This window comes from Kitasatospora sp. NPDC050543, from assembly GCF_044457565.1.
Taxonomy (GTDB): Bacteria; Actinomycetota; Actinomycetes; order Streptomycetales; family Streptomycetaceae; genus Kitasatospora.
The window spans coordinates 215946-242656 of the sequence record NZ_JBITGZ010000005.1 but is presented as its reverse complement, the minus strand read 5'-3'; the positions used below and the strand labels follow the sequence as shown (position 1 = coordinate 242656).

General features: G+C 68.0%; 33 protein-coding genes and 2 pseudogenes. 29 read left to right on the top strand and 6 right to left on the bottom strand.

All coding sequences use genetic code 11. From position 1 onward, the window contains the following. The first annotated feature begins 95 nt into the window (after nt 1-95). From ACIBH3_RS08710 to ACIBH3_RS08575, 28 genes are all read left to right on the top strand, one after another. On the top strand, nt 96-227 hold the full coding sequence (locus tag ACIBH3_RS08710; RefSeq protein ID WP_396311191.1) for a hypothetical protein: 132 nt from the start codon (nt 96-98) through the stop codon (nt 225-227). After that, the gene (locus tag ACIBH3_RS08705; protein ID WP_396311190.1) at nt 221-439 is read left to right on the top strand and encodes a hypothetical protein; all 219 of its coding nucleotides are present in this window, start codon (nt 221-223) and stop codon (nt 437-439) included. Before ACIBH3_RS08710 ends, ACIBH3_RS08705 begins: the two co-directional genes overlap by 7 nt. Continuing rightward, nucleotides 439-693: a hypothetical protein gene (locus tag ACIBH3_RS08700; RefSeq protein WP_396311189.1), complete on the top strand. Its 255-nt coding sequence runs from the start codon at nt 439-441 to the stop codon at nt 691-693. The genes ACIBH3_RS08705 and ACIBH3_RS08700 overlap by 1 nt, the downstream gene beginning before the upstream one ends. 35 nt (nt 694-728) lie before the next feature. Beyond that, the gene (locus tag ACIBH3_RS08695) at nt 729-917 is read left to right on the top strand and encodes a hypothetical protein (RefSeq protein ID WP_396311188.1); all 189 of its coding nucleotides are present in this window, start codon (nt 729-731) and stop codon (nt 915-917) included. After that, entirely contained in the window at nt 914-1231 is a 318-nt protein-coding gene (locus ACIBH3_RS08690; protein ID WP_396311187.1) for a hypothetical protein, read from the top strand. Before ACIBH3_RS08695 ends, ACIBH3_RS08690 begins: the two co-directional genes overlap by 4 nt. Continuing rightward, on the top strand, nt 1224-1631 hold the full coding sequence (locus ACIBH3_RS08685; RefSeq protein ID WP_396311186.1) for a hypothetical protein: 408 nt from the start codon (nt 1224-1226) through the stop codon (nt 1629-1631). Before ACIBH3_RS08690 ends, ACIBH3_RS08685 begins: the two co-directional genes overlap by 8 nt. Nucleotides 1632-1634: 3 nt before the next feature. Then, entirely contained in the window at nt 1635-1841 is a 207-nt protein-coding gene (locus ACIBH3_RS08680) for a hypothetical protein (protein WP_396311185.1), read from the top strand. 81 nt (nt 1842-1922) lie between these two features. After that, nucleotides 1923-4406 (top strand): phage/plasmid primase, P4 family, encoded by a 2484-nt coding sequence (locus tag ACIBH3_RS08675; protein WP_396311184.1) that lies wholly within the window; start codon nt 1923-1925, stop codon nt 4404-4406. Next, nucleotides 4403-6328, top strand: a complete 1926-nt coding sequence (locus ACIBH3_RS08670; protein WP_396311183.1) for a DNA polymerase — start codon at nt 4403-4405, stop codon at nt 6326-6328. Before ACIBH3_RS08675 ends, ACIBH3_RS08670 begins: the two co-directional genes overlap by 4 nt. Beyond that, nucleotides 6325-6744: an HNH endonuclease gene (locus tag ACIBH3_RS08665; RefSeq protein WP_396311182.1), complete on the top strand. Its 420-nt coding sequence runs from the start codon at nt 6325-6327 to the stop codon at nt 6742-6744. Before ACIBH3_RS08670 ends, ACIBH3_RS08665 begins: the two co-directional genes overlap by 4 nt. A 582-nt stretch (nt 6745-7326) precedes the next feature. After that, entirely contained in the window at nt 7327-7626 is a 300-nt protein-coding gene (locus tag ACIBH3_RS08660; protein ID WP_396311181.1) for a hypothetical protein, read from the top strand. A gap of 206 nt (nt 7627-7832) precedes the next feature. Then, nucleotides 7833-8588, top strand: coding sequence for a hypothetical protein (locus tag ACIBH3_RS08655; protein WP_396311180.1), 756 nt, complete (start codon nt 7833-7835; stop codon nt 8586-8588). Between the two features lie 47 nt (nt 8589-8635). Next, nucleotides 8636-8782, top strand: a complete 147-nt coding sequence (locus ACIBH3_RS08650) for a hypothetical protein (protein WP_396311179.1) — start codon at nt 8636-8638, stop codon at nt 8780-8782. Nucleotides 8783-8847: 65 nt separating this feature from the next. Continuing rightward, complete coding sequence (locus tag ACIBH3_RS08645; RefSeq protein ID WP_396311178.1) at nt 8848-9429, top strand: hypothetical protein; 582 nt, start codon at nt 8848-8850, stop codon at nt 9427-9429. Between the two features lie 68 nt (nt 9430-9497). Next, complete coding sequence (locus ACIBH3_RS08640; RefSeq protein ID WP_396311177.1) at nt 9498-9677, top strand: hypothetical protein; 180 nt, start codon at nt 9498-9500, stop codon at nt 9675-9677. Nucleotides 9678-9757: 80 nt separating this feature from the next. Beyond that, nucleotides 9758-10444, top strand: a complete 687-nt coding sequence (locus ACIBH3_RS08635; RefSeq protein ID WP_396311176.1) for a hypothetical protein — start codon at nt 9758-9760, stop codon at nt 10442-10444. Between the two features lie 62 nt (nt 10445-10506). Continuing rightward, nucleotides 10507-10641: a hypothetical protein gene (locus ACIBH3_RS08630; protein ID WP_396311175.1), complete on the top strand. Its 135-nt coding sequence runs from the start codon at nt 10507-10509 to the stop codon at nt 10639-10641. A gap of 41 nt (nt 10642-10682) precedes the next feature. After that, nucleotides 10683-12212, top strand: a complete 1530-nt coding sequence (locus ACIBH3_RS08625; protein WP_396311174.1) for a hypothetical protein — start codon at nt 10683-10685, stop codon at nt 12210-12212. Nucleotides 12213-12360: 148 nt separating this feature from the next. Beyond that, a complete protein-coding gene (locus tag ACIBH3_RS08620; RefSeq protein WP_396311173.1) occupies nt 12361-13122 on the top strand; it encodes a hypothetical protein in 762 nt (253 codons plus the stop codon). Between the two features lie 70 nt (nt 13123-13192). Continuing rightward, a complete protein-coding gene (locus tag ACIBH3_RS08615) occupies nt 13193-13633 on the top strand; it encodes a hypothetical protein (protein WP_396311172.1) in 441 nt (146 codons plus the stop codon). Continuing rightward, nucleotides 13630-13893: a hypothetical protein gene (locus ACIBH3_RS08610; protein ID WP_396311171.1), complete on the top strand. Its 264-nt coding sequence runs from the start codon at nt 13630-13632 to the stop codon at nt 13891-13893. Before ACIBH3_RS08615 ends, ACIBH3_RS08610 begins: the two co-directional genes overlap by 4 nt. Next, nucleotides 13890-14114 carry a hypothetical protein gene (locus ACIBH3_RS08605; protein ID WP_396311170.1) on the top strand — a complete coding sequence of 75 codons (225 nt, stop codon included), beginning with the start codon at nt 13890-13892 and terminating at the stop codon, nt 14112-14114. Before ACIBH3_RS08610 ends, ACIBH3_RS08605 begins: the two co-directional genes overlap by 4 nt. Further along, nucleotides 14114-14848 carry a hypothetical protein gene (locus tag ACIBH3_RS08600; protein ID WP_396311169.1) on the top strand — a complete coding sequence of 245 codons (735 nt, stop codon included), beginning with the start codon at nt 14114-14116 and terminating at the stop codon, nt 14846-14848. Before ACIBH3_RS08605 ends, ACIBH3_RS08600 begins: the two co-directional genes overlap by 1 nt. Before the next feature lie 438 nt (nt 14849-15286). Next, nucleotides 15287-16360 carry a hypothetical protein gene (locus ACIBH3_RS08595; RefSeq protein ID WP_396311168.1) on the top strand — a complete coding sequence of 358 codons (1074 nt, stop codon included), beginning with the start codon at nt 15287-15289 and terminating at the stop codon, nt 16358-16360. Between the two features lie 21 nt (nt 16361-16381). Continuing rightward, nucleotides 16382-17596, top strand: coding sequence for a helix-turn-helix domain-containing protein (locus ACIBH3_RS08590; protein WP_396311167.1), 1215 nt, complete (start codon nt 16382-16384; stop codon nt 17594-17596). Nucleotides 17597-17680: 84 nt separating this feature from the next. After that, entirely contained in the window at nt 17681-18004 is a 324-nt protein-coding gene (locus ACIBH3_RS08585; protein ID WP_396311166.1) for a hypothetical protein, read from the top strand. A 190-nt stretch (nt 18005-18194) separates the two neighbouring features. Next, entirely contained in the window at nt 18195-18389 is a 195-nt protein-coding gene (locus tag ACIBH3_RS08580) for a hypothetical protein (protein ID WP_396311165.1), read from the top strand. 437 nt (nt 18390-18826) lie between these two features. Further along, nucleotides 18827-19030, top strand: a complete 204-nt coding sequence (locus tag ACIBH3_RS08575; RefSeq protein ID WP_396311164.1) for a DUF397 domain-containing protein — start codon at nt 18827-18829, stop codon at nt 19028-19030. Nucleotides 19031-19332: 302 nt separating this feature from the next. Here the strand turns inward: ACIBH3_RS08575 and ACIBH3_RS08570 are convergent, their stop codons facing one another. Beyond that, nucleotides 19333-20385 carry a hypothetical protein gene (locus ACIBH3_RS08570; RefSeq protein ID WP_396311163.1) on the bottom strand — a complete coding sequence of 351 codons (1053 nt, stop codon included), beginning with the start codon at nt 20383-20385 and terminating at the stop codon, nt 19333-19335. 236 nt (nt 20386-20621) lie between these two features. Here ACIBH3_RS08570 and ACIBH3_RS08565 point away from each other — a divergent pair, with 236 nt between their 5' ends. Then, entirely contained in the window at nt 20622-20900 is a 279-nt protein-coding gene (locus tag ACIBH3_RS08565) for a hypothetical protein (RefSeq protein WP_396311162.1), read from the top strand. Nucleotides 20901-20969: 69 nt separating this feature from the next. On the opposite strand, the pseudogene ACIBH3_RS08560 reads toward ACIBH3_RS08565, so the two are convergent. The 5 genes and pseudogenes from ACIBH3_RS08560 to ACIBH3_RS08540 all read right to left on the bottom strand — a co-directional run. After that, nucleotides 20970-21467 (bottom strand): annotated as a pseudogene (locus tag ACIBH3_RS08560) (endonuclease/exonuclease/phosphatase family protein); the annotation flags it as partial. A 233-nt stretch (nt 21468-21700) separates the two neighbouring features. After that, a complete protein-coding gene (locus tag ACIBH3_RS08555) occupies nt 21701-23806 on the bottom strand; it encodes an MMPL family transporter (RefSeq protein ID WP_396311161.1) in 2106 nt (701 codons plus the stop codon). A 157-nt stretch (nt 23807-23963) separates the two neighbouring features. Further along, nucleotides 23964-24887, bottom strand: coding sequence for a deoxyribonuclease IV (locus ACIBH3_RS08550; RefSeq protein ID WP_396311160.1), 924 nt, complete (start codon nt 24885-24887; stop codon nt 23964-23966). 145 nt (nt 24888-25032) lie between these two features. After that, nucleotides 25033-26115, bottom strand: coding sequence for a glycosyltransferase (locus ACIBH3_RS08545; RefSeq protein ID WP_396311159.1), 1083 nt, complete (start codon nt 26113-26115; stop codon nt 25033-25035). Nucleotides 26116-26296: 181 nt separating this feature from the next. Next, nucleotides 26297-26711, bottom strand: a pseudogene (locus ACIBH3_RS08540) (hypothetical protein); the annotation flags it as partial.

The following is a 26711-nucleotide window of genomic DNA, read 5'->3' as shown; positions in this document are numbered from 1 at the left end:
CTTCGTGCCGGCTGCACCGGTCGGAAGGACTGGAGCCGCTACCAGGACGCGATCGGCTCTGCCGTGGCGCGCGGAGCGGAAGTGAAGTGGTGCCTGTGAACAGCTTGCTCATCTACATCATCGGCGCCCTGTGGGCTGCCGGCTGCATCGCCCTCGCGGTGCTGCTGCTCGCCGTGCTAATCGAGCTGGCGAGCCGCCTGAAGGAGAGGAAGAACAAGCCGTGCTGACTGCAATCGTGGACAACCCGAACAGCTACTACCCGAAGTTCCCGCGCGTGATCGAAGAGGAGACACCGGAGCTGCTGCACCGGGCGATCCGTCGATGCGTCTCCGGGCTGCTCGCGGCACATGGTGCGGACGGCGCCGCACAGACCACAGTGCACATGGTGACCGAGACTACCGACGTCACCGGGCGCTACGTTCTGGCGGTGGAGGCCTGATGAAGGACTCGTTTGGCATCGACGTGGAGGTGGGGGACTACATCCTCTCCGCCTCCACGAGTGGCGGCACGGTCAAGGTGGGGCGCGTCATTCAGGGGCGCCACGGCCTCATGATGGCCGTTGAGACCGCCGCTCAGTGGGGCAAGCGGCAGGAGCAGCCCCAGAAGACTGGGCAGTTCGGCTACAACACGGTGATCCTCCGCAAGGCTGACGGGTCCGTGCCTGCGCACGTGAGCGGGCCGGAGGACGCGTGACGGCCCTCCGCCCCGACGCGAAGTACCTGTATCGCGTGCAGGTTCAGGACTCGTGCACCGACCTTTCGCGCCCGTTCCAGCGCGAGCCGTACAAGGCCGGCCACGTCTTCGGCCCATACGACAACGTGGCGCAGGCGAAGGCGCAGCAGACCGTGGTGGAGCGCGCCGGCGGGTACGCATCCATCGACGTCGTCTACCTGGAGTGGGGAGAGTGGTGCGAGTGAGCGACGCAACAGAGAGCGTCCTGCGGGACATTGCCGCGGAACGAGCTGCCCAAGACGCGCTGTTCGGGCAGCAGGATTTCCCCGACGGTACCGGTGAGCCGTTCCGCCGGGGCGTCGCCGACCGCTACCGCCAGGCCTGTGACGCCGCCTTCGCGGAGGGGCGCGGCACCTTTCGGGATGTCTTCCTGGAAGAGGTCTTCGAAGCCATGGCGGAGAACGACCCGGAGCGCCTGCGCGCGGAGCTCGTCCAGGCCGTCGCCGTGGGTGTGAAGTGGATCGAAGCCATCGACCGGCGCGGAGCTGCCCATGGCTAATCCGTCGAAGCGCGTCGGGACCGAGTGGGAGTCCGCCGTCCGCGCCTACCTCCGTGAGCACCACAACCCGGAGACCCGGCGCAACGTCCAGATTGGCCGCGCAGACATCGGAGATCTGGACGGCTACTACCTCCACGCGGCGGAGTGCAAGGACGAGCAACGCATCACGCTCGCCGAGTACATCGCACAGGCCAACCGCGAGGCGATCAACGCCCGGCAGCCGTACGGCTGCGCCGTGGTGAAGCGGCGACGGGCGAACGTCTCGGCTGGCTACGTCGTGCGCGACCTGGCGACCGACGTCCGCCTGGTCAGTCGGCTCCGAGACGCGGAGCAGACGCTCCAGGACATCGCGCCGACCGTGTACGCGGACCACATCGCCCGGCATGGAGAGGGGCACTGACCTGTGCGACAGGCAACGATCAACTTCACCGCGTCGCTGGTCGTCAACGAGGACGGGGACGAGTGGGAAGGCGATGATATGTCCCCCTCCGACCTCTCCAGCTGGGTGGCGCACGCTCTCGCTCGCGGCGACAAGCATGCGAGCGGCTACACCGCATACGGCGCCGTCGTGACGTCGGTGGAGTACGCGGACGTCGACCGCGAGGACTGACCGCACAGCACTGACCAACTCATTGGGGCGCTCTCTTCGGAGGGCGCCCCGCTTTGCAATGCCCGGAGGAGAGGAGACCATATGCGACTGTCGGACCTACTGGGGCGGTTGGGGAACGTCACGGAGGACCATGACGGCTATCTCGCCTACTGCCCGGTGCATGCGGACCGCCGGACGCCGAGCCTGAAGCTCACGCGCAAGGAAGACGGAAAGCTGCTGCTTGTGTGCCGCGCCGGCTGCCCGAAGGACGCGATCCTCCAGGCGCTCGGGCTCAGCGTCTCCGATCTCTTCGACGTCGACCCCGGTACGGCTGTGAAGACGGTGTCCGCGGCACCACCCGAGGCGATCGGGCCGGGCGAGATCGCAGGACTGAGGATGTTCGTCGACGAGACGGCAGCTGTCCTGACGGCGTCCCCCAGAGCTGTCGCCTACTTGGCCGATCGATTCGGCATCTCCACAGAGCTGGCGGAGGATCTGCGCGTCGGCTACGCGGCCCCGGGCGACCGTCCGCAGCCGTGGTTGAGCCGCGGGTTCACCCGCTACCCGAGGATCACCGTTCCGCTGGTCGGGTTCGATGGGATCACGCGCGGACTCCAGGGCCGTGACCTGAGCGGTAAGTGCCCGGCCCGCTGGGTGAGCCTGGCGAACCTCCCGGGGAAGGTGTGGGCAAAGTACGGGTTCCTGAGTGCAGGCGCAGGCTATGACACCGTGCTGGTCTGCGAGGGCCCCGGGGACGGACTGACGTCGGTTGGCTGTGGGTACGACGCGGTGATCATTCGGGGCGCCGGCCTCGCTCGAAACCCGGAGCTGATCCGGGAGCTTGCAGCCGGTCTCCGCGGACGCGACGTCGTTTACGCGGGCGACCCGGACCGGGCTGGCCGGTCCTTCACAGACGAGCTGGCCCGTGCGCTGCTCGCCGAAGGGATCCACGGTCGGCGGCTCGCTTTTCCCCACGACGGGAAAGACCTGACGGCGTGGCGCGAGGGCGACCCGGAGGCATTTCCCGCAGCTCTCCACCGAGCCGTGCGCCAAGCGGAGGCCGTGGAAGCAGAGCAGCCGCGAGCCACCTCGGTGAGTGCTCCCGTGCCTGACGTCCAGGACGACGCGGACACGGCCCTCAGTCTGATGTCGTCCACCGCGCGGGAGGCTTTCGACTCCACTGACGTTGGCTTGGCCGTTCGCCTTCGTGACTACATGCGGGAGCAAGGCGGAGGGGTCCGGTACGCCTCCGGGCTCGGCTTCCTCGTCTGGGACGGCACCATCTGGACAAGCGGAACGGACGCTGTCCGGCGGTCCCTCCACCGCATGGGCGCGGAGATGATCGCGGAGGGCAGCGACTTCGAGCGCCGGTTGGCGCTGAAGGCGCTGACCAACAGGCACATCGACGGGATTCTGAAGGAACTTCCGTCTGTCCCCGGCGTGCCTGCGCAGGCGTCGGAGTTCGACGCAGACCCCGAGCTTCTGAGCGTCGGGAACGGGACGGTGAACCTGAGGACAGGAGAGCTGCGTCCGCACGATCCGCGCGACATGATCACGCGCCGGTTGGACGTCGCGTACCGGTCGGATGCGGAGGCACCACGGTGGGCGCAGTTCCTGATGGAGGTGTTCCCGAACCACCCGGACCTGCCCGGCTACAACCAACGGTTGGTCGGCTACGGGATCACCGGGTCGACGCGGGAGCAGTGTTTCGTGTTCCACTACGGTGAGGGAGCGAACGGCAAATCGGTCTACATGGACGTTCTGAGTGACGTCTTCCGCGGCATCACGTCCGCGACCGAATTCAGCACCTTCGAGCAGCGCACGGCCGTCGGGCAGGCCAGTCCGGAGCTGGCTCGACTGCGCGGGGCGCGCCTCGTCCACGCGTCGGAGACAGAGAAGTACGCCCGACTCGCCGAGAGCCTGATCAAGCAGCTGACCGGCGGCGACCCGGTCACCGTGCGCTTCCTCCACCAGAATCCTTTCACCTACACGCCGGCGTTCCTGCTTCAGGTAGCGGGCAACTACAAGCCCGCGATCCTGTCGCAGGACCACGGCATCTGGCGCCGCGTGAAGCTGATCCCGTGGGAAGCGAAGTTCCGCGGTGCGGCCGCAGATCACTCACTTCCCGGGAAGCTGAAGGCGGAGGCGGAGGGCATCCTCGCGTGGGCCGTCCGCGGTGCGCAGGAGTGGTACGCGCACGGGCTGAACGAACCGGCCACGGTCGTCAGCGCCACGGCCGACTTCCGCGAGTCGGAGGACAGGCTCGCCGAGTTCATCGCTGCCTGCCTCGTCCAAGAGTCGGGCGCCCGCGTTGCTCCGATGCAGCTCCGCCGTGTCTACGCGGATTGGTGCGAGGAAGCCGGCCTGACGCGTAAGGAAACGCTCTCAGGCTGGGCGATCGGCGTGGAGATGGAGAGCCGCGGATTCCTGAAGCGCAAGTCAGGCGGGCGCTGGGGATTCGACGGGATCCGCCTTGCCACGGACGTGGAGAAGCGCCGCGCGGAGGACGCAGACAGCGAGGTCAACATCACCTCGCCGGGCGCCAGTTCAGACATCTTCGGCCAGCCAAGGGAGGCCATTGCGTGAAGCACTTCCCCCACACAGTGGCGGGGGAGGCGGTCAGCGTCCAGGTTCCGGAAGACTCCCGGGACCTGGACGCTTTTCGTCTCTGGGTCCGCGACAGGGTGTCCACGGGTGAGATCGTCGCGTGCGACACGGAGACGACCGGCCTGGACACGTTCTCGCCGACGTTCCGCCTTCGTGCCGTCCAGTTCGGGACCGCCTACGAGGCGTGGGTACTTCCCGTGGAGATCTCCGCAGAGATGCTGGAGGCGGCCCGTTGGGCGCTCCGGATCCTCCAGCGCCTCACGATCCACAATGCGCCCTACGATCTGCTGGTTCTCGACCGCCACGCCGGCATCCCGCTGGAGCTACTCGGGCCGCGGGTGATCGACACCCGGGTATTGGCCCACCTCTGCGACCCCCGCCAACCCCAAGAGGGTGGCGTGGGATTGGCGTTGAAGGCCCTGTGTGCGGAATACGTCGACCCGACGGCGCCGGACACGCAGGGCGACCTGACGGCCATCTTCAACGGCATGGGGATGACGAAGTCGAACGGCTTCGCCAAGATCCACATCTGGCACGAGACCTACCTTCTCTACGCCGGCCTTGACGTCATCCTTGGCTCGCGGATCCTGCCGGTCCTTCAGCGCCGTCTGACAAAGTACGGGGTCAGCGGACGACTGGTCGACTTTGAGCACCGCGTCATGCGGCTGTGCGCCACGATGGAGCGGCGCGGCATGCGGGTTGACCAGGACTACGTACGGGGGCTCGTCAGCAGGCTGGAGGACGAAGCTGGGATCCACTCCGCCCGTGCGCTGAGGTACGGCGTCACGAGCGTTAACGCCACGGCACAGGTGTCTGCCGCACTGCTCGGCATGGGCGAGAAGCTGACACAGCGCACGCCTTCTGGGGCGCTGAAGGTGGACAAGGCCATCCTATTGGACCTGGCCGACCTTGACGATCAGTGGCAGCCCCGCGAGACGCGCACGCCCAACCCGCTCGCGGACGCCGTGCTCCGGAGCAAGAGGGCCGGTAAGTGGCGGACGAGCTACGGCATCGCCCTCCGGGACGGCCTGGACTCCGAAGGCCGGAGCCACTGCAAGATCAACAGTCTTCAGGCCCGGACCGCCCGCATGTCCATCTCGAATCCCCCGCTCCAGCAACTGCCGTCGGGAGACTGGACGATCCGCCGTGCACTCATGGCTGACCCTGGCCACCGGATCATCTCCGTCGACTACTCCGCCGTGGAGATGCGCATCCTGGCCAGTCTGGCGGACGAGACGCAGATGAAGCGGGCCATCGCGGAGGGTAGAGACCTCCACGACTTCACGGCGGAGCTGATCTGGGGTCCCGGCTTCACCAAACGACACAGGAAGATGGGCAAGGGCGTGGGCTTCGGCAAGGTCTACGGAGGCGGGGCTACGACGCTGAGCCGTCAGACCGGTGCTCCGCTTGCGGAAGTACAAGCAGCGATCGCCGCATACGACCGGGTCTACCCGGGGATCAAACGGTACTCCCGCAGGGTCCAGCGCGAGGCGCGAGCGGCCGGTTATGTGGTGTGGACGCCGTCCGGCCGGCGGTTGCCGCTGGATCGGGACCGTGTGTACGCCGCCACTAACTACGCCGTCCAATCGACGGCTCGGGACGTTCTCTGTCAGGCGCTGTTGGACCTGGAGGACGCAGGCCTGGCGGACTACATGCTTCTCCCCGTCCATGACGAACTCGTAGCTCAGGCACCGGAGGTGGAGGCTGAAGAGATCGCGCGTGAGATCGGACGGATCATGGCCATGGACTTCGCGGGCGTCCAGCTCGACACCGATCCGGACGTGGGTGGGGCGTCTTGGGGCAGTCTCTACATGAAACAGGCCGGCGTCATGACCGACCACGACAGCTGGTACGCCGCTCACCCCGATGCGGCGCACGCGGCAGAGCTGGCGCGAGCATGACGCGAGGGGCGGGGGAGTCGGCATCCCCAGACCGTAGCGCCGCCCATCGACAAAGGGAACGTGCTTTCGAATCCAGTCGCCGGAATGTCGCCCGGTCGCCGCGCCGGGCGGTATGGATAGTGCCTGCGGTCCGCCCCGTCAACCCTCCGACCGGCCTGGACATTCAGGCTCTCCTCTGCGTGTGGGAGGAGATGGACTGGTTTGGATGTTTCTACTGTGACGGTCCATTGGCGGACCTTCAGTTGGATCACGTAGTACCACTGGCGCGCGGGGGCGCTGACGAAGCATCGAACCTCGTCCCCGCGTGCGCAGCTTGCAACGGCGCGAAATCTGACCAGCCAGCCTCCATATTCACGGCCGGATTCGCACACTCCAGCGTTGCAGTACGCGTCGGTAGTGTGACGCTGAGCCTGTGACCTGCGGTAACACTGCCGCGACACGCCGGAAGCCGATCGTCAACTTTTCCGATCAATGTAACGATCAGGTTAACGCCGCGTGCGGACGAATGTGCTGGTCATGAGCTGTGCAACACAAGTGAACCATTGAGGTTTAGATCCGAAAATGCGTACAAAGCGGGGCAAATCCACCCAATGGCATGTTCAAAGCTGAACGAGTTTCCGTTGTACGAGAGGCGCCCATGACCTACAGTCCATCACACGTCACTCCAGCTCAGCGGGTGGAGGCGCTGGCGGGAGTGCTGCTGCACGACCTGGCTGAGGTGCGCCATTTGGCTGATCTCTGCGACGCCGTGGCCGACCAGCGCGGGCAGCGTCCGCCGGCCGACCCCGACCACACCGGTCGACGCGGGAGCGCCGGCCCCGGACGTCCCACCGAGGACATAGCGCTAGATGACGCGCGACTGGTCGTCACTGACGAGCTAGCCACGGCCATACAGCACATCACGATCGCGGCTGCGCACGTCAAGGGCGTAGTGGCGGCACTGGATCGGGCTCTCTCCGGATGGGAGGGGGAGCCTACCGCACAAAAGGGGGCCGCAGGTGCAGCAGTTGGCGACGCGGAGGCTGATTGCAACGAGTGTGGTGTACCTGACCGGACCAATGGAAACAGCGGCCGACCGACAATATCTGGCATGGGTGGCACAGCAGCTGCACGTGCCGATCGCGGACCGGGAAGTGCGCTGGCTCTGGGGGACTGACGGGCTGCTCGTCGTAGCTGGCTGGGAGGACTCGATAGACGCGCGCCACGACGTCGACGTGGCAACAAAGTCCGATTTGATCGTTCACTGTCTGACGGACCACAGAGCCACCGGAACCCCGCCTATCGAGCGGAGCGCCTGACTGAGGGGCCCTCGCACGGAGAGATCCGGCGGGGGCCCTCTGCATTTCCCCTCCCGCGTGAGTGCTGACCGTACTGGTCACTGCCGCGGGAGCGCATGGCCCGAGGCGCGCTCATTCATGTGATCCACGTCACATCTAGAGGGGCAAACGGATGCCTCGGATTCCCCAGTAACCACGGCACACCCTCCAGGCACCGGGAGCGCCTCATGGCTAACGTGATCATCTCCGCCGACCGCATCGAGTCCGCGAAGACCGGCGACCAGGACGCAATGTGGGGCATCGTCACGGACCTGGAGCCCATGCTCATGAGCATCGTCCGTACCGTCACGGCCGGCCAGGCGTTGCCGGAGGACGTCGAAGACCTGATGCAAGAGGCGCGATTCGCGCTGATCACTTGCGTGGCCTCTTTCACCACGGACGGGCCCGGTCAGCTCCAGACGAAGGCGTGGTCCGCGGTCCGCAACGCGGTGACGTCCGCCTGGACGAGGACGGCCGCTTTCACCGTGGAGCCGAGCACCCTTCTGATCGTCCGCCGCGCTCTCGCCCGTGCCGGCGGCGACGTTGACGAGGCGTACGCACTCGCCCTCGCGCAGGCCGGGTCCTTGACGCGCGCAACCTTCAGCGCCGCCCGGGAGGCGCTCAGTCCGATGGAGAGCCTGGACCGTCCCGTAGACGGTGACGAGCCCGGCGGCACCACCCTGGCCGACACCATCCCCGACGTGGAGACCGTGAGCGGCGCGGCCGTCACGCGGGATCTTGCGGAGTACGCCCTGTCGTCCATCACGGCCCGTCGCGCGCTTGTTCTGCGTGCTACCTACGGCGTCGGGATGCCGCCCATGGAAGACCGCGAGATCGGCGGGCACCTCGGCAACGTCGGCCCCACCCGCGTCCGCCGCATCCGGTGGGACGGGATCCGGCAGGCGCGCACTGCTCTCGGCGTCGCCGTGCCCGCAGCCGCGTGAAACGTCCACGTATACCAAACGACCCTCCCCGACGAAAGGCACGCCTGATGCGCAACTTCCCTTCCCTGGACGCCTACGACATGGCCGGCGTCCGTGCGGACGAGGCCTCTGACCTGGACGAAGACAGCCGCGCTGCCTGGGACGACTACCACGATGCGGACCGTCGGGACGACGTGGAGAGCCTGCTCCGGTAGCCCCGCATATCGATATGCGGGGGTCCGTCGACCGGCAGGCCTGAAGAACTGACAGAGGAGAGATCTTGACCGTCATCCGCACCACTGACACGGACAACCCGGCACGCGAGGTTCGGGTGGAACCCTCCGTCTCCTACGAGCGCGGGGCGTACATCTGCACGGGCGGACACGCCCACCTCACGCCGGACGAGACCCGGCAGCTACGGGACGAGCTGACGGTGATCCTCGGCGAGGTCACTGCTCCCGCGTCGATCAAGGTCGGCGACCGGGTGGTGGTCGTCGCAGAGGAACCGGACGGCGAGTCCAGCCGCCTGGACGGCAAGACTGGGCTGGTCGTCAAGGTCGACATCAGCGGGCAGGACCGCTACCCGTACCTCGTGGCGGACATCGACGGAGTCTCGTCCGGCGTCTGGTGCCACTCCGTCCGCCTGATCGACGAGCCCGACGAGGATCCTGAACTGGCCGACCACATCGCCGTCTCCGCCGCACAGGACGCTGCGGACGCAGCCGATGTCGCCCGTCGCCACGGCGCTGCCGTGAAGGCGCGGGAACTGCTGATCGGCAGCGCCAGCCCGTTCGCCAGCGCCGTCCCGGCGGAAGAGCGCATCATCCGCCTGGCTGAGTGGCTGCTCGGCGAGAGCGCCTGATCAACCCCCATGGGGCCCCTGCGAGTAGAGGCGCAGGGGCCCTTTGCCGTTTCTGAAGGGAGCCATCCATGGCCGTTCGAGTGCAGCGCGGTGCAGGCGTCGTCGTCATCAGCATCGGAGGATGCCGGGACGAGCTGACCCCCACAGAGGCCCGAGCAGTCGCCCGCCGGCTGATGGAGGCGGTACGGGACGTGGAGCGCCAGCGCCCGACGTCGGGGGACGGGTGGGAGATGGGCGAGCTGTACTGACCGTGGCAGCTACTTGTGTTGTGCAACACAAGTGTGAGACGGTAGGGCTACGCGAAGGACTCACGCAGGGGAGATCGTCAGTGAACCGTTTTGCAATCCGCGCCTTCAACGCCAAGGGCTGTGTTCTCCGGCTGGCTCCCGGGGCGGAGGGGGCGGACCACCTGGAGGTCGCCAGTGCGCGAGAGGCGCGCAAGGTCACGAAGACCGTGAAGTCGGGGCGCCGTTACGATTTCGACACGGAACGTTACATCGTCAACCGAATCGCGAAGTTCGAGCTGTTCCAGGTGAACGCTGACGGCAGCTGGCATCCGACGCCGGAGACGGTCGAGCGACCGGCGAAGGAGGTTGCGAAGGTGCAAACCGGTGCGGCCACTGCCACCGAGAAGGCCAAGACGGCAGCCCTTCAGGCTGTGGTTGCCGCCCGCGAGGCTGGCCGCGCAATCACGCGGGAGTTCGTCGACGTGATCCTGAGCCGCGACGCGGGCACCGTCTGGGGTGACGCCAACGTCCGCACCGTCCGCATGTGGGTTCGCAAGCTGGCCATCCTCTCCACGGACGTCGTGGCGCTGACGGACCGCGAAGAGTACTGGACGTACCGGGCTCGCTTCTACAACATGACGGGCGACGAGCTGGCCACGCTCGGCGAGCAGATCTACGAGGACCAGACCGACCCGCGCGGCTGGAACAAGAACTTCGTCAACGCGCTGTCCAACGCGCGCAGCTTCCGGGGCATGAACCGCGTGGCCCGTCGTCGGCTCGCAGCATGATGGGCAGGGTGCAGTGCGACGGCGGGAACCGCGGGCATTGCTGCTGTCGTGCCGTCTGGGCCGTGACCCTGGTTGGCGATCCGGAGGCCATGGCGTCGTTCGCTTGTGGGCAGCACCTGCACTTCGCGGCGTCGGAGATCACCGGCGGTGAGCAGGCGGAGTTGCAGCTCCGCCGGATTGTGACTGACGAGCGATGAAGTTCACTTGCACCTACCCCGGGCGCTACTACGCGCGTGGCGTGACGTACTCCTACATCGTCCAGCGTGAAGGGCGGGGCTGGACGCTCCGGGTCTACTGGCTGGACGACTTGAACGGCCCGCGCCACACGGACACCGGGGACACCCGCCGTGACGTTGTCAACGTCGCCGAAGAGTTCGAAGCGCTGGGCGACGACTACCAGCCGTCGAAGCACGGCGCACGTGGGCGCCTTACGGAGGCTATCCGCCGGGCGTACGGCGCTCCGCAGGCTGATTACCCGCTCGACCCTGCGAGTAGAGGACGCGGGGCCGGCGCCGAAGCACTGAAGAAGCAGAGACGACACAGGAGAAGCAGAGAGATGACGCAGGAACAGACCTACCAGCCGGCCGCGTTCAACGCCTTCGAGATCGGTGACGGCATCCGCTTCGTCACCAACGACAACGGCTACGGCGGCGTCGGCGAGATCACCCGCACCGGAACCGTGGTCAAGGTGACCGAGAAGACGATCACCATCGACTGCGAGTCGAACAGTCTCGGCAAGCGGGCCGTCATCCGACGGGCCGACTGGTCGCACCGATGCCCGACGAAGGGCATGCCCAAGCCGGGGTACCGCGTCGAGATCGACCGCTTCGTGCGTACCCCGCGCGGAGGAACCGAGCGGCGCGACATGATCAGCATCTTCAGCGAGTCCGGCAGCGTCCCGACGCAGGCGGCGAACCTGCCGTTCGACGGGGACAGGGACCTTGTGGCGGAGCTGCGCGGCATGGGGTGGGAGGTGATCGGGGAGCTGGCGGAGGCGGCCGGTCCGCGTTTCTTGATTGGGCGCGTCCACCGGATCGTTCAGTCGGCAGCGGGGCCCGTCTCCGTCTCCACCATCACCACGGAGGCCGGCGTCCCGGAGGCGGACGTCCTGGCCCTCGCGGACCAGCTGGCCGACATTGACGGCTCTGAGAACGTCGTCGCCTCCGACACGGGCGGGCGTGTCGCGCTCACGCTCTCCGCGGCTGCCGTGATCCGTCAGCAGCTCGGCGTCCAGCCGGAGGAGTGGGTGACGTTGAGCAGTGCAGGCAGCGGGTATCACCGGGCCGTCAGTCTGACGGACGCTGCGTGCGGAGCGACGATTTGGGGGCGGGCGGTTTCGCTGCCGCGTCCCATGGTCAAGCGCTCCGATATTCCGGCTGGGGCCGACGTCTGCATGGTGTGCGCACCGTCGCCCGGCCCCATGGGGGATCCGCAGTGCACCGCCACGTTCACCCCGCCCGGGGCATCGAAGGCGCTCGCTTGCGTCCTGGCGCCGCACCCGGAGACACCCGCGCACGAGTCCACCCCGATTGGCTCCCCGGGCCGTCCGTGGCACTGGCGCGACGGCACCCCCGGCTCAACCCTCCCCGTCCACCGCTTCTGTGAGGCGCGGGACCTGGAGGAGGGGGACACGATCGAGCACCACGGCAAGAGTTGGACGGTCGCGTCCGTGTGGTGGATCGGGCGAGGCTGCACCATCTACAGCACGCGGGGCGGGGAAATCCTGACGGACCCGGGCCGCAAGTTCGAGGCTCGCAGGCAGGGCTAGTCACGCGAGACGTCTGCGGGGCGTCGCTGGGAGTAGAGGACCCGGCGGCGCCCCGGCCCCGCATATCGATATGCGGGGCACTTGTGTTGTGCAACACAAGTGTGGGACAGTGGAGCTACGCGAAGGATTCACGCAGAGGAGTGCAGCAATGGCGAAGCCCACCGTAAGCAAGGACGGCAAGTACCGGATTGACCTGCGGGTGACCTTTCGCGCCACCACCGGAGACCTGGCGAATGCCCTTGCCTCCGCGCTCCGCCACAGTGACGAGCTGCCGAAGCTGACCGTCAGGCAGATTCGGGACATGGTCCGGGACGAGATGTACGCGCGGGGCGTCTTCACTGAGGGCTGGGCCGACGGGTTTGGTATCACCGAGACGAACGAGCGGTTCGCCTGGGCTGAGGCTCAGGTCCGTCGCGCCTACCCGGAGCTGGCGAAGGCTGAGGCCTCGCTCTCGGCGCCGCTCCCGACAGTGCGTCCGCGCTGCGATCACCACCACGTCTCCGCCGAGCCCGCCGTAACAACCGTCCCGGCCTGTGCGCCCGGGGTCGAGTACGGAGTGTTCGGTGATGAGGGCTCGCTCGTGGTCTACGACTGCGCAATGAGCGCCGCAAACCACGCCGCACACTTCGCTGCGGAGGACCAGGACACCGACACGGAATACGTCGTCCGTCAGGTCTGCTCGGAGCACCCCGACGAGGCGTACGGCGCGTGCCAGGAGTGCAACGCGGACGAGCCGGAGGAGTCCCACGACGAGCCGGCACCGTGCTACGCAGGCCTGGACGTCAGCGTCATGGCCAACCGCCAGTTGGCCGACCCGGAGACCGTTGCGGAGATCTACGCAGCCCGCTGCACCGAGTGCAAAGGCTCCGGCTGCCATTGGTGCTACTGGACTGGCCAAAAGGACAGCTGACCGCACCACCCGCCGGGTCCTGCGAGTAGAGGACGCAGGGCCCGGCCACCCGACCCAGAACGGAGTAGCCATGATCTGCCAGAGCGTTGCACTGAAGTACAAGCCGTGCCCGCAGATGCCCGGCGGCACCGAGCTGGACAAGATGATCCCGTGCCGCAACGAGGCCACCACGACGCGATGGATCAGCCGCGGGACGGTCCGCCAGAAGCTTCAGCACTACTGCATCCCGTGCGCCGCGCGCTCCGACGCCTTCATTCAGAAGCTCCGCGATGGCCTGGAGCGCACGTACGCGGAGCGCGGGGAAGAGCCGATCGTCTACCACCAGGGCGTCCGGGTACGCGTGGTCACGAACGACGCGTGGAACGGGCGCGTGGGTACGGTCGTTGGCCTCCCGTCGCGTCACTGGGGCAATGAGTACTCCGTCCACCTGGACGGGAAGCCCTTCGGCAAGCCTGACGAGTTCCATTCAACTGAACTGACCTTCCACGTAGGGGAGATGATGGACGCATGAGCGACGATCTCTCCGCCACGCCGTGGGCCGCAACCCGTGACGCGTCTTGGTACGCACGCCCCGACGTCCGCTCCGTCAAGGCGGTCCATATGAACGGCCGGCAGGTGCGCGAGGGCGTCATGTCCGCGTGTGGTCGGTCGCTGCTGGACGACGGATCGCACTGGACTCCCGATGACGTCCCCGCCGCTCTGCGCTGCCAGAGCAACGGATGCCGTCAGGCATGGCCCACCAACGAGCACACCGAAGAGGAGAGAGCATGACGCCCACCATCGCCGTCGGCGACCGCATCTCGTCCACGGTGGCGTTCGGCGCCGCATGGGAGGGAGCGCTCACGCTGCCCGTCGGGTCGCTCGGCACCGTCACCGAACTGCCGATCGGCGCCGTATGGGGGTACGCCGTTGTCTTCGACGCTGACCCCGACCAGATGCCGCTGTCCGTCGATGTCGACGAGATGGAGCCCTTCGGGGCTGAGGAGAACTGATGACCCCCGCCCCCTGGCACCTCCGGATGGTTCGCAAGCACGGCCAGAGCGCCGTTCTCTACGCCGCACTGGCACTCTCCGCCCCGGGGGAGTTCTCCCTCGCGATCCTCGCGGGTTGGGACTGGCGCGTGGCGTGGCTCATGCCGGCCGTCATGTCGATGTACGCCGCGATTGGCGCGCGCATCGCGAAGGAGAGCAAGGATGTCGCGCGCAAGTTGCGTGCGCAGCCCGGTGAAGCGGACGCAAAGCGGAAGGCGGGTCGTGCGACGCGCGGCGCACTGTACGCGCTGTTCGGCGCAACTGCCGCGCAGATCACGGAGCACATCCTCACGACGGGCGCGAAGGGCCCAACCGCGTACGTCGTGATCGTCGTCTCCGCGGTGCCGCCCCTCGTTGCGGCGCACGTGCTACACATCGACCCGCCGGAGGACGCGGAGCCCGCGGCAGACGCGGCGCCCCTCCAGGAGCTAGACGAGCCGGCCCCCGCGCCTGCGTGGAAGCCGGAGATCAACAAGGTGCCGGCCGCACGCGCGGTGCTCCCGCGCAAGGGGCTGCCGAAGGCCCGCCCCAACGAGTGGCTGACGATCCCGGAGGCCGCCAAACGAGCAGGGGTTGCCGCGTCCACGCTGTACCGTCGGCGGGTCTCCTCCACGAACCCTCTGAGGGTGCGCGAGGAAGGCGGCAGGCAGCTCGTCCTGTGGTCCGACGTCGCACCAGTGAACGCGCTGATCTGAGTCAACCCGCGGGGCCCTCGTTCACTCGAACGGGGGGCCTTTGCGTTTCTGGTTGCTGGCTGTCAGCGCCCTGTGGCAGAGTCGCGCTCGTCGGACCGGGGCAGCTCGGTAGGACATGGCAGCAGCCCTTCCGGGGTCGCTGAGAATCGCAACAAACTTCCCCGAGCAACCGGGGATGGACCTGGAGCGTCAAACTCTGCGGTCGTGTTCCTCGCGTAAGCGGGGGTCAGCCGTGCGGAGTTTGGGAAGCGGCCGCAAGGCCGGCAACACCTCCCCGCGTAAGCGGGGGTTCGGCCCCGTCGTCCTCGCGGATGGTGGGGCTTTCGCATGCCGCCACGCTTGTGTTGCACAACACAAAGCCCTAGGATCGCGAGCACGTAGAACCCCGGCGGTGCGCTAACACCCCGGGGTCTGGCATCGAGAGCTTAGGGGCTCCCAGTGCGCATCCATCGTATCAAGCACGCCCGCTACTTCACCGTGCTGGGCAACGGCACCCTGCGGAAACACGAGCTGTCGTTCTGCGCTCGCGGACTGCTGGGCTATCTCCTCTCCCTCCCCGACGCCTCCCGGGAGGACGTCCGGACGCTGGCCGCGAAGTCGCGTGAGGGCCGTACGGCCATCTCCAACGCTCTCCGGGAACTGGAGAGCGCCGGCCACTACGTCCGCGACACCGCCCGCGACCCGCTCACGGGTCAGGTGCGGACGACGGTCGACGTCTACGAGGTCCCGGTGATGGGCAAAGCGCAGCACACGGTGCCGCCGCTTCCCGTATCCCCGGCCGCCGGTCGCCCTGGAGCTGGAGAGGCAGCCGTCGGGAAGCCGGGAAGCCCTCCCTTGGAGGTAAGGACGACAGCTAAGGACGTGGGAAAGGGACCGTCCGTCCCTCCGTCCAACGACGCGCCGGAGCCGGAGTTCTGGGACGAGCCCGGAGACGTCGACTCGACGGAGGCCGCGGAGGCGCATGCGACGTTCTCCACGCTGCTCGGCGGGACGGATGGAGTAGTTGTTGCGGAGGTGCCCAATGAGCCGTCAGCGCCCCGCCAGAGCCCGCCTGCGGCGGCTCCGCGAACTGCCCGCCCGACGCGGACGACAGAGGGCGTGGAACTGCTGCTCGAACTCGGGCGTCGCGAGCCGCAGATGGCCTTGTCCGGGCAGCCCCTGATGGACCAGGGCGCCATGGTGGAGGGTCTGCTCGCGGCTGGCTGGACGCGGGGCGCGCTCATGAGCATCGTCTCCGCTCCGCTCCCGTCGAAGATCCGGACGAGCGTGGCGGCTGTCCTCGCGCGACGAATCGCGCTGATCCCCGTCAACCCCCCGACGCAGGCGGCGACGGCAGTCACCCCGAAGCAGCCCGCAGCACCCCGCAGCACCCGCGTGTGCGACGACTGCAAGACGCCCCTGAGCACGTTGGGACGCTGCGGGCCCTGCGACGGTCCGGCTTCCTCCCCGCGGGCCGTAGAACGGGCGCCCCTGCCCGCTGGCGGGTGGCGTGAGCGGGTCGGGTTGGTGTGAGGAAGGGCATACGGTGACCGCATGGCTAACGAGCATCTGGGAGACCGGCTGGCCCGCCTGCGGCGCCTGGCGGGGCTCACTCAGGAAGGACTGGCAGAGAAGTCCGGCGTGTCGTCCGACGTGGTGAAGAAGCTTGAGCAGAAGCGCAAGCATTCCGCTCGGCTGCCGACTCTTCATGCGTTGGCCAAGGGACTGGGCGTGGAGATCACGTCGTTGCTCGGCGACCCGCCTGCCATACCGTCCACGGGCGACGCGGAGCCGCCGGAGCTGATCGCCGTCCGCCGGGCCATCATGCCCCCACTGTTCGCGCCACCCGTCGCTCCGGACGGGGCAGATGCACTGTCCCTTCCCTTGCTCCGCGCGGAGATTGCCGACGCTTGGACGCTCTACCACAACGCCGACTTCGGCAGAGTGATGGAGTTGCTGCCTGGCATCATTGCCGATGCACGGCTGACAGCTGCCGTGGGTGCGGGAAGGGCAAGGCTGGAGGGTCAGCACGCACTGGGGAAGTCGTTGCAGCTCGGAGGCCATCTGGCCATTCGTCTGGGCAAAACCGATCTTGGTCTTTCCAGTCTTGAGCGGGCAATTGCGGCGGCTGACGCGGCAGAGGACCCACTCTTGACGGCGATGGTCAGCAACTCGGTGGCGTGGGCGTACCAGCGACAGAACCGGTTGGAGGACGCACAGGGGTTGGCGCTGCACGTGGCGGACGGGATCGAGCGTGAGCATGTGACGACCGGCGAAGGCTTGCGGGTATGGGGCGGCCTGATCATGTCTGCGGCCACCAGCACGGCTCGTAGCGGCGACTACGAGGGCGCGTCAGAGATGATGCTGACGGCGGAAGATGCGACCGGCCGACTGTCCGGGATGCTGGCGCCCGCTGACGGCCGCATGGTGAGTGTCTTCAATCGGTCGTCGGTGCGGATCGAGCGTGTGCGCCTGGCGGTTCAACACGCGAGGCCAGAGGAAGCGTTGGGGCTCGCCCGTGGGATGCGGCTCAGTGCCGACACCCCGCCCTCGTGGCGTACTTGGCTGCTACTGGACGTAGCACGTGCCTATGCGGACATCGGGGATGCTGCGGGGGCTGTGGCGACCCTGGAGAAGCTACAGCGGGTGGCACCTGGGTGGATGCGGCATCACACCCTCGCGGTAGCGGTCGTGGCTGACTTGTGGTCCGGTACCGCTCGTCCGCCCGGATTGCGAAAGCTAGCACGAATCCTTGGCGTGGCTGACTAACGCTCAGAACTGGGACGTTCCATCCCTGTTGGCGTCCCCGTCGTCGCGGCACGATCTCCGTACAACAACGGAGAGGAGCGGCGGATGTCGTTGGCAGAGCTGGACGCGGAGCACGATCGGCTGATTACCGTGCACGAGCAGATGGCGGCAAGGGCCGCCGACGCTCTGGTGGACGCTCTCCGCCTTGCAGGGCTGCCCCCGCTTGTCTCCCTCTCCCCGGACTGCGCGACGGGTCTGGCGAACGGTGGACACGTCCAACTCGGCGGAGCCAACGCGCAGACCGTGATGGCGATCGCACAGTTCATCCGTGACCACGCGGTGTGCACCAGACGGATTCTGCCGGGCACCGCGGACGAGACCGACGAGTCCCGGGTGATCTCCGGGCACGTCGTGCGAGCCCTGCCGTGAAGGGGCCGATCAGGCTGCATGGATACGGCGTCCGATGGGATTCGGGCACCGGGGTCTACCGCGTGGCGAACGAACAGAGTGGCCAGTGGCTGAGGCTTCCTGACGGCCAGCCCCGCGGATGGCGCACCTTCAGCGAGGCGTGGGAGCAATGGCGTGTTTTTGAGCGCCCCTCGCTTGTGGGGGACGTCCGGTGAACCCGCTGGAGTCGTGGTGGGCCTTCCCCGACGACAAACCGGACGAGGTGGAAGCGATCCGCGAGCGCCGGCCCACGCTCACCCCGGAGGAACACGTGGACCGCCCGCTACCGCCTGAGGACCGCAAGCGGCGGGCATCGCTGCTGGAGCGCATCCGCGAGATCAATCGTCAGGCGCGGACGCGCTGGTAGCCCAGAACTCCCATCCCGGCCGCCGGTATGTGGTCACCATGGTCGGGATGGGTTGCACCACCAGAGAGGTACATCTATGAGCCACACACCCCCGCCAGGCGCGAAGGGCCCGAGCTGGCCCGGGGGCAGGCGCGGCACGCGAGGTCCGACGCGCAAGCCCGGACATCCCGTAGCCCCGCCGTTCCCCGACGACATGGCGGAGGCCGACGAGGAAGGGCCCGCGATGGCCCCGCAGAAGGAACCGAGCAGCAACCCGACGGGTGTCGGGGGAGCACCGCCCCCGCCGCCTCCGTCCGGCAATCCCAACCCGCCGGCCGAACCGCCGAAGTAGCGCGGTACTCAACTCCCGGCCTCCAGGGTCGGGGCAGCCTCTCGCTTCCGCTGTGCGCTGTTCACGGGGGCGAGGGACCCCATCCAGTACGACGAAAGGACAAGCAATGACCGCACGTCCTGAGTTCGAGTTCGTCACCCTCGCCTGCCGAGACAAGCGGATCGGCAACTGTCCGCAGGTGGCCGACAACATCCCCGGCGTGGTCGCCCTGCGCGACTCCGCGCGGCCGGATGAGGTGGTGACCTTCGCGTCAGCCGATTGGGTGGCGCTGGTCGCGGAGACGGCCAGGGGGATGGGCCTCACGGCCTAGGTTTGGCCCATGAACTGCCCACTGTGCCGCCACGAAATCGCGTTCGATCCTGAGAGCAACGCGGGGTTCTGCTTCCGCTGTGACGAGTGGGTCAGTTCGACGGGGCCACTACCGTGCCCAGGGCCTGAGCCTGAGAGGCCCCGGGCGACCCGGCAGCCGTACCGGCCCCGGGATCACCACTAGACCGCCCTGCCGTCAACGTCCCCCACGGGGCGGCAGGGCCACAGACGCCCCTCCCTGACGTCGCGCGCAGCGCTGGGGAGCGGTGCAGAGCAGAGCCCCCGCAACGACGCTTGGCGGTGTCATGGCGGGGGCTCTGTGCTGCCGGATGGAGGAGCGGTGGGTGTAGTGGATGTGACCCCCGAAGGGCGTGCCGCATCCACTGGTTGTAGTACTGGTAGGACCCTCCAGGAGATAACGGTAACTTGCCCCGGAAATGTAATCTCGGGGGCGGTCTCCTGAATTGACTCCTGGCGCTCCTCGCATACTTTCTCTTGGCCGGTTGCGTGGTGAAATGTGATCTGCAGCCTCTCCAGTGCCTCCCCAGTAAGCACGAATTTATGAACCTGTGTGATATAGCGAATCCTAAACGGTAAGAGATTTCCGGTTGGATATAGGGCAGAGTCTCGTCGAACCACAAATGTCTGATTCTGCGGGACCACGGGAGCTTGATGATTTAGCTGCTCCATGGCGACGCGGAGCCATTCCTGGACAGGGTCATCTGAAGATACGATTTCATGAAGCTTGCCTTCTCCCACCCTTACTTGTCGATCGAGAGTCGGGATCAGGAATTCTAGCGACATGTGCCGTGATTCATGGTGCTCGTCTGCCGGCTCAATCCACAGGTACGGCTTGAATGTATATCCGTCTGGGTTTGTACTGTACCCGTTCGCATCAGTATGTATGTCTACTTTCAAATGCTGCTGCATGTCGCAATGTGCTTGGTCGCACCAGGAGAAGTTTACCGTCCAGGTAACGCGCCGCAGGTATTCTGCGCGGCTGGCGAGCTCTTCTACCTTTTCGCGAATGTTGCGCGGGATGCTCCTTGCTTTAGTGACCCAGAAGTATTCAGGTCCGAGTTCTCCGATCAAGTGCTTCTTGAGGTACGGATCAACAACTAAGCCAATCACTGCCGCAATTAGTGCAGCCTCGCAGAGGCTTCCAATGATCTTCAGTAGATCGTAGCCGCCCTGCGTTGTGGCATGTTCTGCCTGATATTCGCTTAGTGCAATGCCGAGCCCACCCGCAAGCGCGAGAAGAATTAAGCTCCACTGAAAGTGACTCCATTTCCAGAAGTGAAACCATCGGCGCTTCGTGCGGGATGTCTCTTGAGGTCCAATTTCCTCCATGGTCATAGTTACTCCTCCTTGTTGCACGGTCGGGTTGTCGGGATGTGGCTAAAGGTCTCTCTTTGTGTGCGATTTCCCGTTAATGCCGGTGATCCTATGTATCTATCTGAACTGCGACAGACAGCAGGTGCAACTCGGGCTTGCTGAGACAGCGGGGGCCGTCCAACAGTGGCACCGGCTGAGTGGCACAAGCCCTCCGCCGCCGGCATGCACCACTCACCAGCCTGGTGGAGGATCAGAACATGGCGAGTGTGATCATCCTGTTGGAACGGGAGCCCTCTGACGACCCCGGGATCGGTCCGGACGTCGTCGACGTCGCCCTGGAGGTTCGCTGGGTACACGCCGCGCCGGCCGATCCAGACATCCCCGAAGACCCCGGCCCGCGGACGCTGTGCGGGCTCGACACGGATGCGATGCAGCACGAGCCGTACCGGCCGACGGGCCCCGGCCAGCCGTGGTACCCGCCGTTGCTCCACGATCGGCGTTGCCGGGAGTGCGAGGCCGTCCTCCGCAGCATCTGACGGGGTTAGCTATCTCGCCACGGGGGAACCCGCAGGTCCGCTAAGGTGAGGGGGTGTCCACTCCACTCACGCATCCTTGAATATGAATTGCTCGCGGTGCAGGATCGGCCACTTGCTGAGCAGTGTCACCCCGCCGTCCTCGGGCGTGGTGGAGCTGTAGCTGCCGCCGGTGGCGTCCCAGCCGTCGGTCGAGCGGCCGACCACCGGCGTGTGGTACGGGTAGGCGGCCGAGGCCTGCGAGGTGAGCAGGTCGGAGGCGGCGTTGTCGAAGGCCTCCTGGAGCACGACCACGGCGTGGCCCTGGAAGAAGTCCGCCGCGGCGATGGCTCTGGCCCGGTGGTCCTGGCCCCAGTTCGGGTACAGGTTCTTGCTCATCAGGAAGACGTTGTACGTCAGCACGTCGAGCCCGGGGACGGCTGCCGGTGCGGCCGCCGCGGGTGCGGCCGCACCGGCCGTCGGGGTGGCGGCGTGTGCGGCGGGAGCGGCGGCCAGCGGGGCGAGCAGCGCGGCGGCCGCCGCACAGGCGGCGGCGAGGCGCGCGCTACGACGGGGGGTTGGCAGTGGCATCGAGGGCTCCGCGAGAGATGTCCTGGCCCCGTCAATCGACGGGTGCGCGCAGTCAACTCCGCCCGGGCCACACCCGACAAGACAACGGACGATCAGTGCGTGAACTCGGCCGGAACTGCATGGTGACAACCCGTCTCACACCATCCGGAGCCGCTCACCCCGCTCGCCGTGCCGTCCGGAGCCCGTGTCAGGTCAGGTTCGAGCCCGGCGGCGGGTCACCCCCGCTCCCCGCGTCAGGTCACGTCCGAGGACACGTCCCGGGGCGCGTCGCGCGGCGCGTGGATCCGGGCGAGGGCGCTCGGCCACCACATGTGCCGGTCCAGATCCATGGTCAGAGCCGTGACCAGCACCGACCGTACGACCAGGGTGTCCAGCAGGACGCCGAGCGCCACCGCGAACCCGATCTCGGCGAAGCCGACCACCGGCAGCGTGCCCAGGACGGCGAAGGTGCTGGCGAGGATCAGTCCGGCCGAGGTGATCACGCCGCCGGTCGCGGCGAGGCCGGCCACCGCGCCGGCCGCGGTGCCCCGGTGGGTGGCCTCCTCGCGCACCCGGGTCATCAGGAAGATGTTGTAGTCGATGCCCAGCGCGACCAGGAACACGAAGACGAACAGCGGGAAGGCGTTGTCCTCACCGTCGAAGTGGAAGACGTGCTCGAAGAAGAACGCGCTGATGCCGAGCGCGGCGGCGTACGACAGCACCACCGTCAGGACCAGCACCACCGGCGCCGTCACGGCCCGCAGCAGCAGCGCCAGGATCACCAGGACGACGCCCAGCACCAGCGGGATGATCGCCCGGTTGTCGCTGGCGGCGGCCCGCCCGGCGTCCAGGATCACCGCCGTGCTGCCGCCGACCTGGGCGTCCGCACCGGGCACGGCGTGGACGGCCGCGCGGAGCCGGTCGACGGTGTCCTTGGCCGCCTGGCTGTCCGGCGGATCCGCCAGGATCGCCTGGAACAGCGCCCGGTCCCCGTGTGTCGTGGGCGGGGTCGTGCCGGAGATCCCGGGAGTGGTCCCGGTGGTCTCCCGGACGACGGCGGCCGAGTCCGCGGCGCTGATCACCGTCAGCGGGGCGCCCGTACCGCCGGGGAAGTGCTGGACCAGGACCTCCTGGCCGCTCACCGAATCCGGCTTGCCGGTGAACGTCCCCGCGGTGGACAGACCGGTGGCGTTGAGCGAGACCAGGCCGATGCAGCACACGCCCAGCGCCAGCGCCGTCACGATCCACACCTTGCGCGGCTGCCGGCCGATCCAGGCGCCGATGTGCGCCCAGCGCCCGGTCTGCGTCGGCTCCGGCGTCCCGTACGCGGGGCGGACCGGCCAGAACACCCAGCGGCCGCAGATCACCAGCAGTGCGGGCAACAGGGTGAGCATCGCCGCCAGGGCCACCAGGACGCCGATCGCGCACACCGGGCCGAGGCCGCGGGTGGAGTTCATCTCGGCGATCAGCAGGCAGAGCATCGAGGCGACCACCGTCGCCGAGCTGGCCAGGATCGCCGGGCCGGCCCGGTGCAGGGCGAAGGCCATCGCCTCGTGCCGGTCCTGGTGCCGGCGCAGCTCCTCGCGGTAGCGCGCGGTGAGCAGCAGCGCGTAGTCGGTGCCGGCGCCCAGCACCAGTACGATCAGGATGCCCGCGCTCTGCGCGTTCACCGTCAGGCCGGCGTGTTTGGCCAGCAGGTAGATCAGTGCCTGCGAGGCGACCAGCGCCACGGCCGCGGAGAGCAGCGGCAGCATCCAGAGCACCGGGCTGCGGTAGGTCAGCAGCAGCAGGATGATCACCACGCTGATCGTCGCGAACAGCAGGGTGCCGTCGATCCCGGCGAACGCCTCCGCCTGGTCCGCCCCGATCCCGGCCGGGCCGGTCACATGGGTGATCATGCCCAGGCTGTCGGTGGAGGCGATCTCGCGCATGCTGTCCACGGCCGGGCGCAGGTCGTTCCAGCCGTTGGAGCCGATGTCCACCGGCGCGATGGTCTGCATCGCCTGTCCGTCCGCGGACAGCTGCGGCCCGACCACCTTGCCCACCACGTGGGGGAGGGCGGCGAAGGCTGCGGCGTCCTTGGTGGCCTCAGCCCGGTCGGCCTCGGTGATCCCGCTGGGCCGCAGGTAGACCACCACGGCCTGCGCGGTGTCCACCGGCTGGAAGCTCCGCTGCTCGACCAGCACCTGGGTGGACTCCGCGCTGCCCGGCAGCCAGCTGGAGGCCTCGTTGTCCTCCGCGTCCATCAGTTTGCCCGCCAGCGGTCCGGCCGCCACGGCCAGCACCACCCACAGCAGCAGGACGATCCACTTGCTGCGGCGGCCGCAGGGCACCGCGGCCAGTCTTCGCATCGGACTCATCGGGTGACCCCTCGTGGGCGGCTGGCTGCCCGCGGCGGGGAATCGGTGCCGCGGGCAGGGTTGCATGCGGAAGGATCCGCCGGGGCGAGTGATCACCGGGGCGCGATCCTCGTCCCAGCCTGCCATCACACTCCGGGCCCGGCAGCCCGAGCGGGGCTCAGGAGGACGCCTCCCGCAGCTCCTTCAGCACCGCGATGTCCATCGCATGGCCCGTGCCGTCACCGCCGTGCTTGCGGTCCGGGGTCTCCACGATCAGCGGCACACCCTCGGTCGCGGGGTGCGCGAACAGATCCCGGAAGGGCTGCGCGCCGATCAGACCGGCGCCGATGTTGGCGTGCCGGTCCTTGCGGGCGCCCACCGCGTCCTCCGAGTCGTTGGCGTGGATCAGCCGCAGCCGGCCGGGGCCGGCTGCGGCCGTCAGGGTGTCCAGCGCCTCCTTCACCCCGCCCGGCGCAGCCAGGTCGTGCCCGGCCGCGAAGGCGTGGCAGGTGTCCAGGCACACCCCGACCCTGGGGTGGCCGTCGAGCGCGGCCACGTACTCGGCGAGGTCCTCCATCCGGGAGCAGAGCGAGCGGCCCTGCCCGGCGGTGGGCTCCAGCAGTAGCCAGGGCGCGTCGTCCCCGAGCCGGTCCAGTTCGTCAAGCAGCGGCCGTACGTCCGCCCGGACCTGCGCCATCGCCTCGGCCCGCCGGGAACCGCCGTCCGGCGCGGTGCCCACCGCGGAACCGGTGTGCAGCACCACGCCGAGCGCCCCGATCGCGTGCCCGCGCCGCAGCGAGTGCCGCAGCGACTCGGCGGAGCGCTCCCTGGTCGCCGCGCTGTCCGAGCCGAAGTTGATCAGGTACGGCGCGTGCACGTACGCCGGGATGCCGCCTTCGGCGCAGGCGGTACGGAACTCCTCGTCCTGCGCGGGGTTGCCCGGGGGAGTGGCCCACCCCCGCGGGTTGGCCACGAAGACCTGGACCGTCTCGGCGCCCACCCGCCGCGCGTACGCCAGGCCCGTCCCGGCCAGCCCGCGCGCGGCGACCGGCACATGGGCGCCGACGCGGTTGCGGGCGGCGGGCGGCGGGGTGGCGGTCATGTCCCCGAGCATGCCAGAACGGCCGAACCCGCTGCTCACACGGGGTGGCCGGCGGACGGGCACGAGTGGGCTCCGGACCCCGGCCTGGTGAGGTACCTGAAACCTGAACCATGAACGGACGCGAACCCCGGGACGAACCGTTCTGTCAGCTACTCGTACATACTGCGGGACGTTGGTCGTCCGGCACTGAGGCGAGGCCGCGAACGGCGAAGCCGCGATTGGCCAGGGTCTGGCGGCGGTAGAGGTCGGGGAGGTCCGGCATGGCGAGGAGGCGGTCGCAGGCCCGGAGAGAAGCCTTCAGGTCGCCGGTCCAGTACGCGGTGATCGAGAACTCGAACAGCAAGCCCCAGCGGTACACCCAGGGCTGGATGAACAGCAGGTCGTCCGGTTCGTCCCTGTCCAGCGTCGCACAGACGAGGGCGTGCGCGGCTTGGTGGCGGCCCATCGTCCGCAGGCGGGAGACCAGCTCGTAGCAGGCCTCCAGGCGCTGCGGGCGTACCTCCCACGCGCGAGCCAGTGTGTCCATGGCCCCCGGCCAGTCGGCGTCCTCTGCCTTGAGGACGCCGGCTTGCAACAGCGCGTAGTACACCTCCTCGGCCCAGCCGCCCATGCGGGCGCGCTGCTCGTAGAAGGCGATCGCTTCTTCCGTCCGTCCCATGTCGCGCAGAGTCTGCGCGAGATAGAAGACGGTCCGCGCGTTGCCGGGATCCCGCCGCAACTCCGCAGTGAGCAAACGCGCGTCGCGCTCGAACTTGTCGCCTCGCGACCCGCCGTCCGCGAAGTCCTGGATCACGAGAGAATCGAGGTTCGCCTGCCCCGTCACCTGATCTGTTGTCAGGAATTCGTGAGTGACACCCTCGTAGCGCCAGGGGACGTCGCCCCGGACGAGGCGCTTGATGCGGTACGACGTGGAGCCCTCGTGGCGCAGCATGTACGCGTCGGCGGTCAGCGCGGGCAGGGCGGAGTTCTGGCGAATCACCAGGTCGGCGTCGAGCAGGAGCAGGTAGTCGGCTTTGCCCCGCGCGCGCTTGATGTTCGCGGTGCGGTTGTGGCCGAAGTCGACCCAGGGCTCTTCGCAGAGTTCGCCGGGAATGCCGTCGAGCGCCGAGCGGATCAGCTGTTGGGTGCCGTCGGTGGAGCCGGTATCGGAGATCACCCAGGTATCCACCAGGTCTGCCACGGAGGCAAGGCAGCGCTCGATGACCTTCGCCTCGTTCTTGACGATCATGCACAGGCAGATCGACGGCCTCATGTTGTCACCGGTCCCGGTTCTGGTCTGTCAGCAGCTTTGTCGTAGGCGGTCGAGTACGCAGCCTCGTTGTACGGGAAGGGCCGACCCCGGCCACGAAGCGCGGTGGCTTCAGGCCAAGGCCGGCCGACTCAACGGATGTCCGCGTCGTACCTCCGCGTCAGGGGGCGCATTCCGCGACAGCCGTTACCGTGCCGGAGAGAACACCGACGGGAACGAAGGCCGTCACGTTCCACTGATTGAGGTTGACGGAATCCCTGCTCGAGTCGGTGACCTGTAGCACACTGGCACCGCTGAGGGTGTATCCACCGCCGAGCAGAACGGTTCCGGTCGGGCAGGTCGCGGTAGCAGTGACCGGGCCGAGCAGAGGCTGCGCAGTCGCGGGGGTGCCCACGATCTGCTGGGTGGTGGTCGGCCCCGCTGGGCCGGTGGCGCCGGTGGGACCCGTCGGGCCCGTTGCGCCGGTGGGGCCGGTGGGGCCGGTTGCGCCGGTGGCGCCCGTCGGGCCGGTGGGGCCGGTCGGGCCTGTCGCGCCGGTGGCGCCGGTGGCGCCGTCAGTTCCTGCCGCGCCGGTG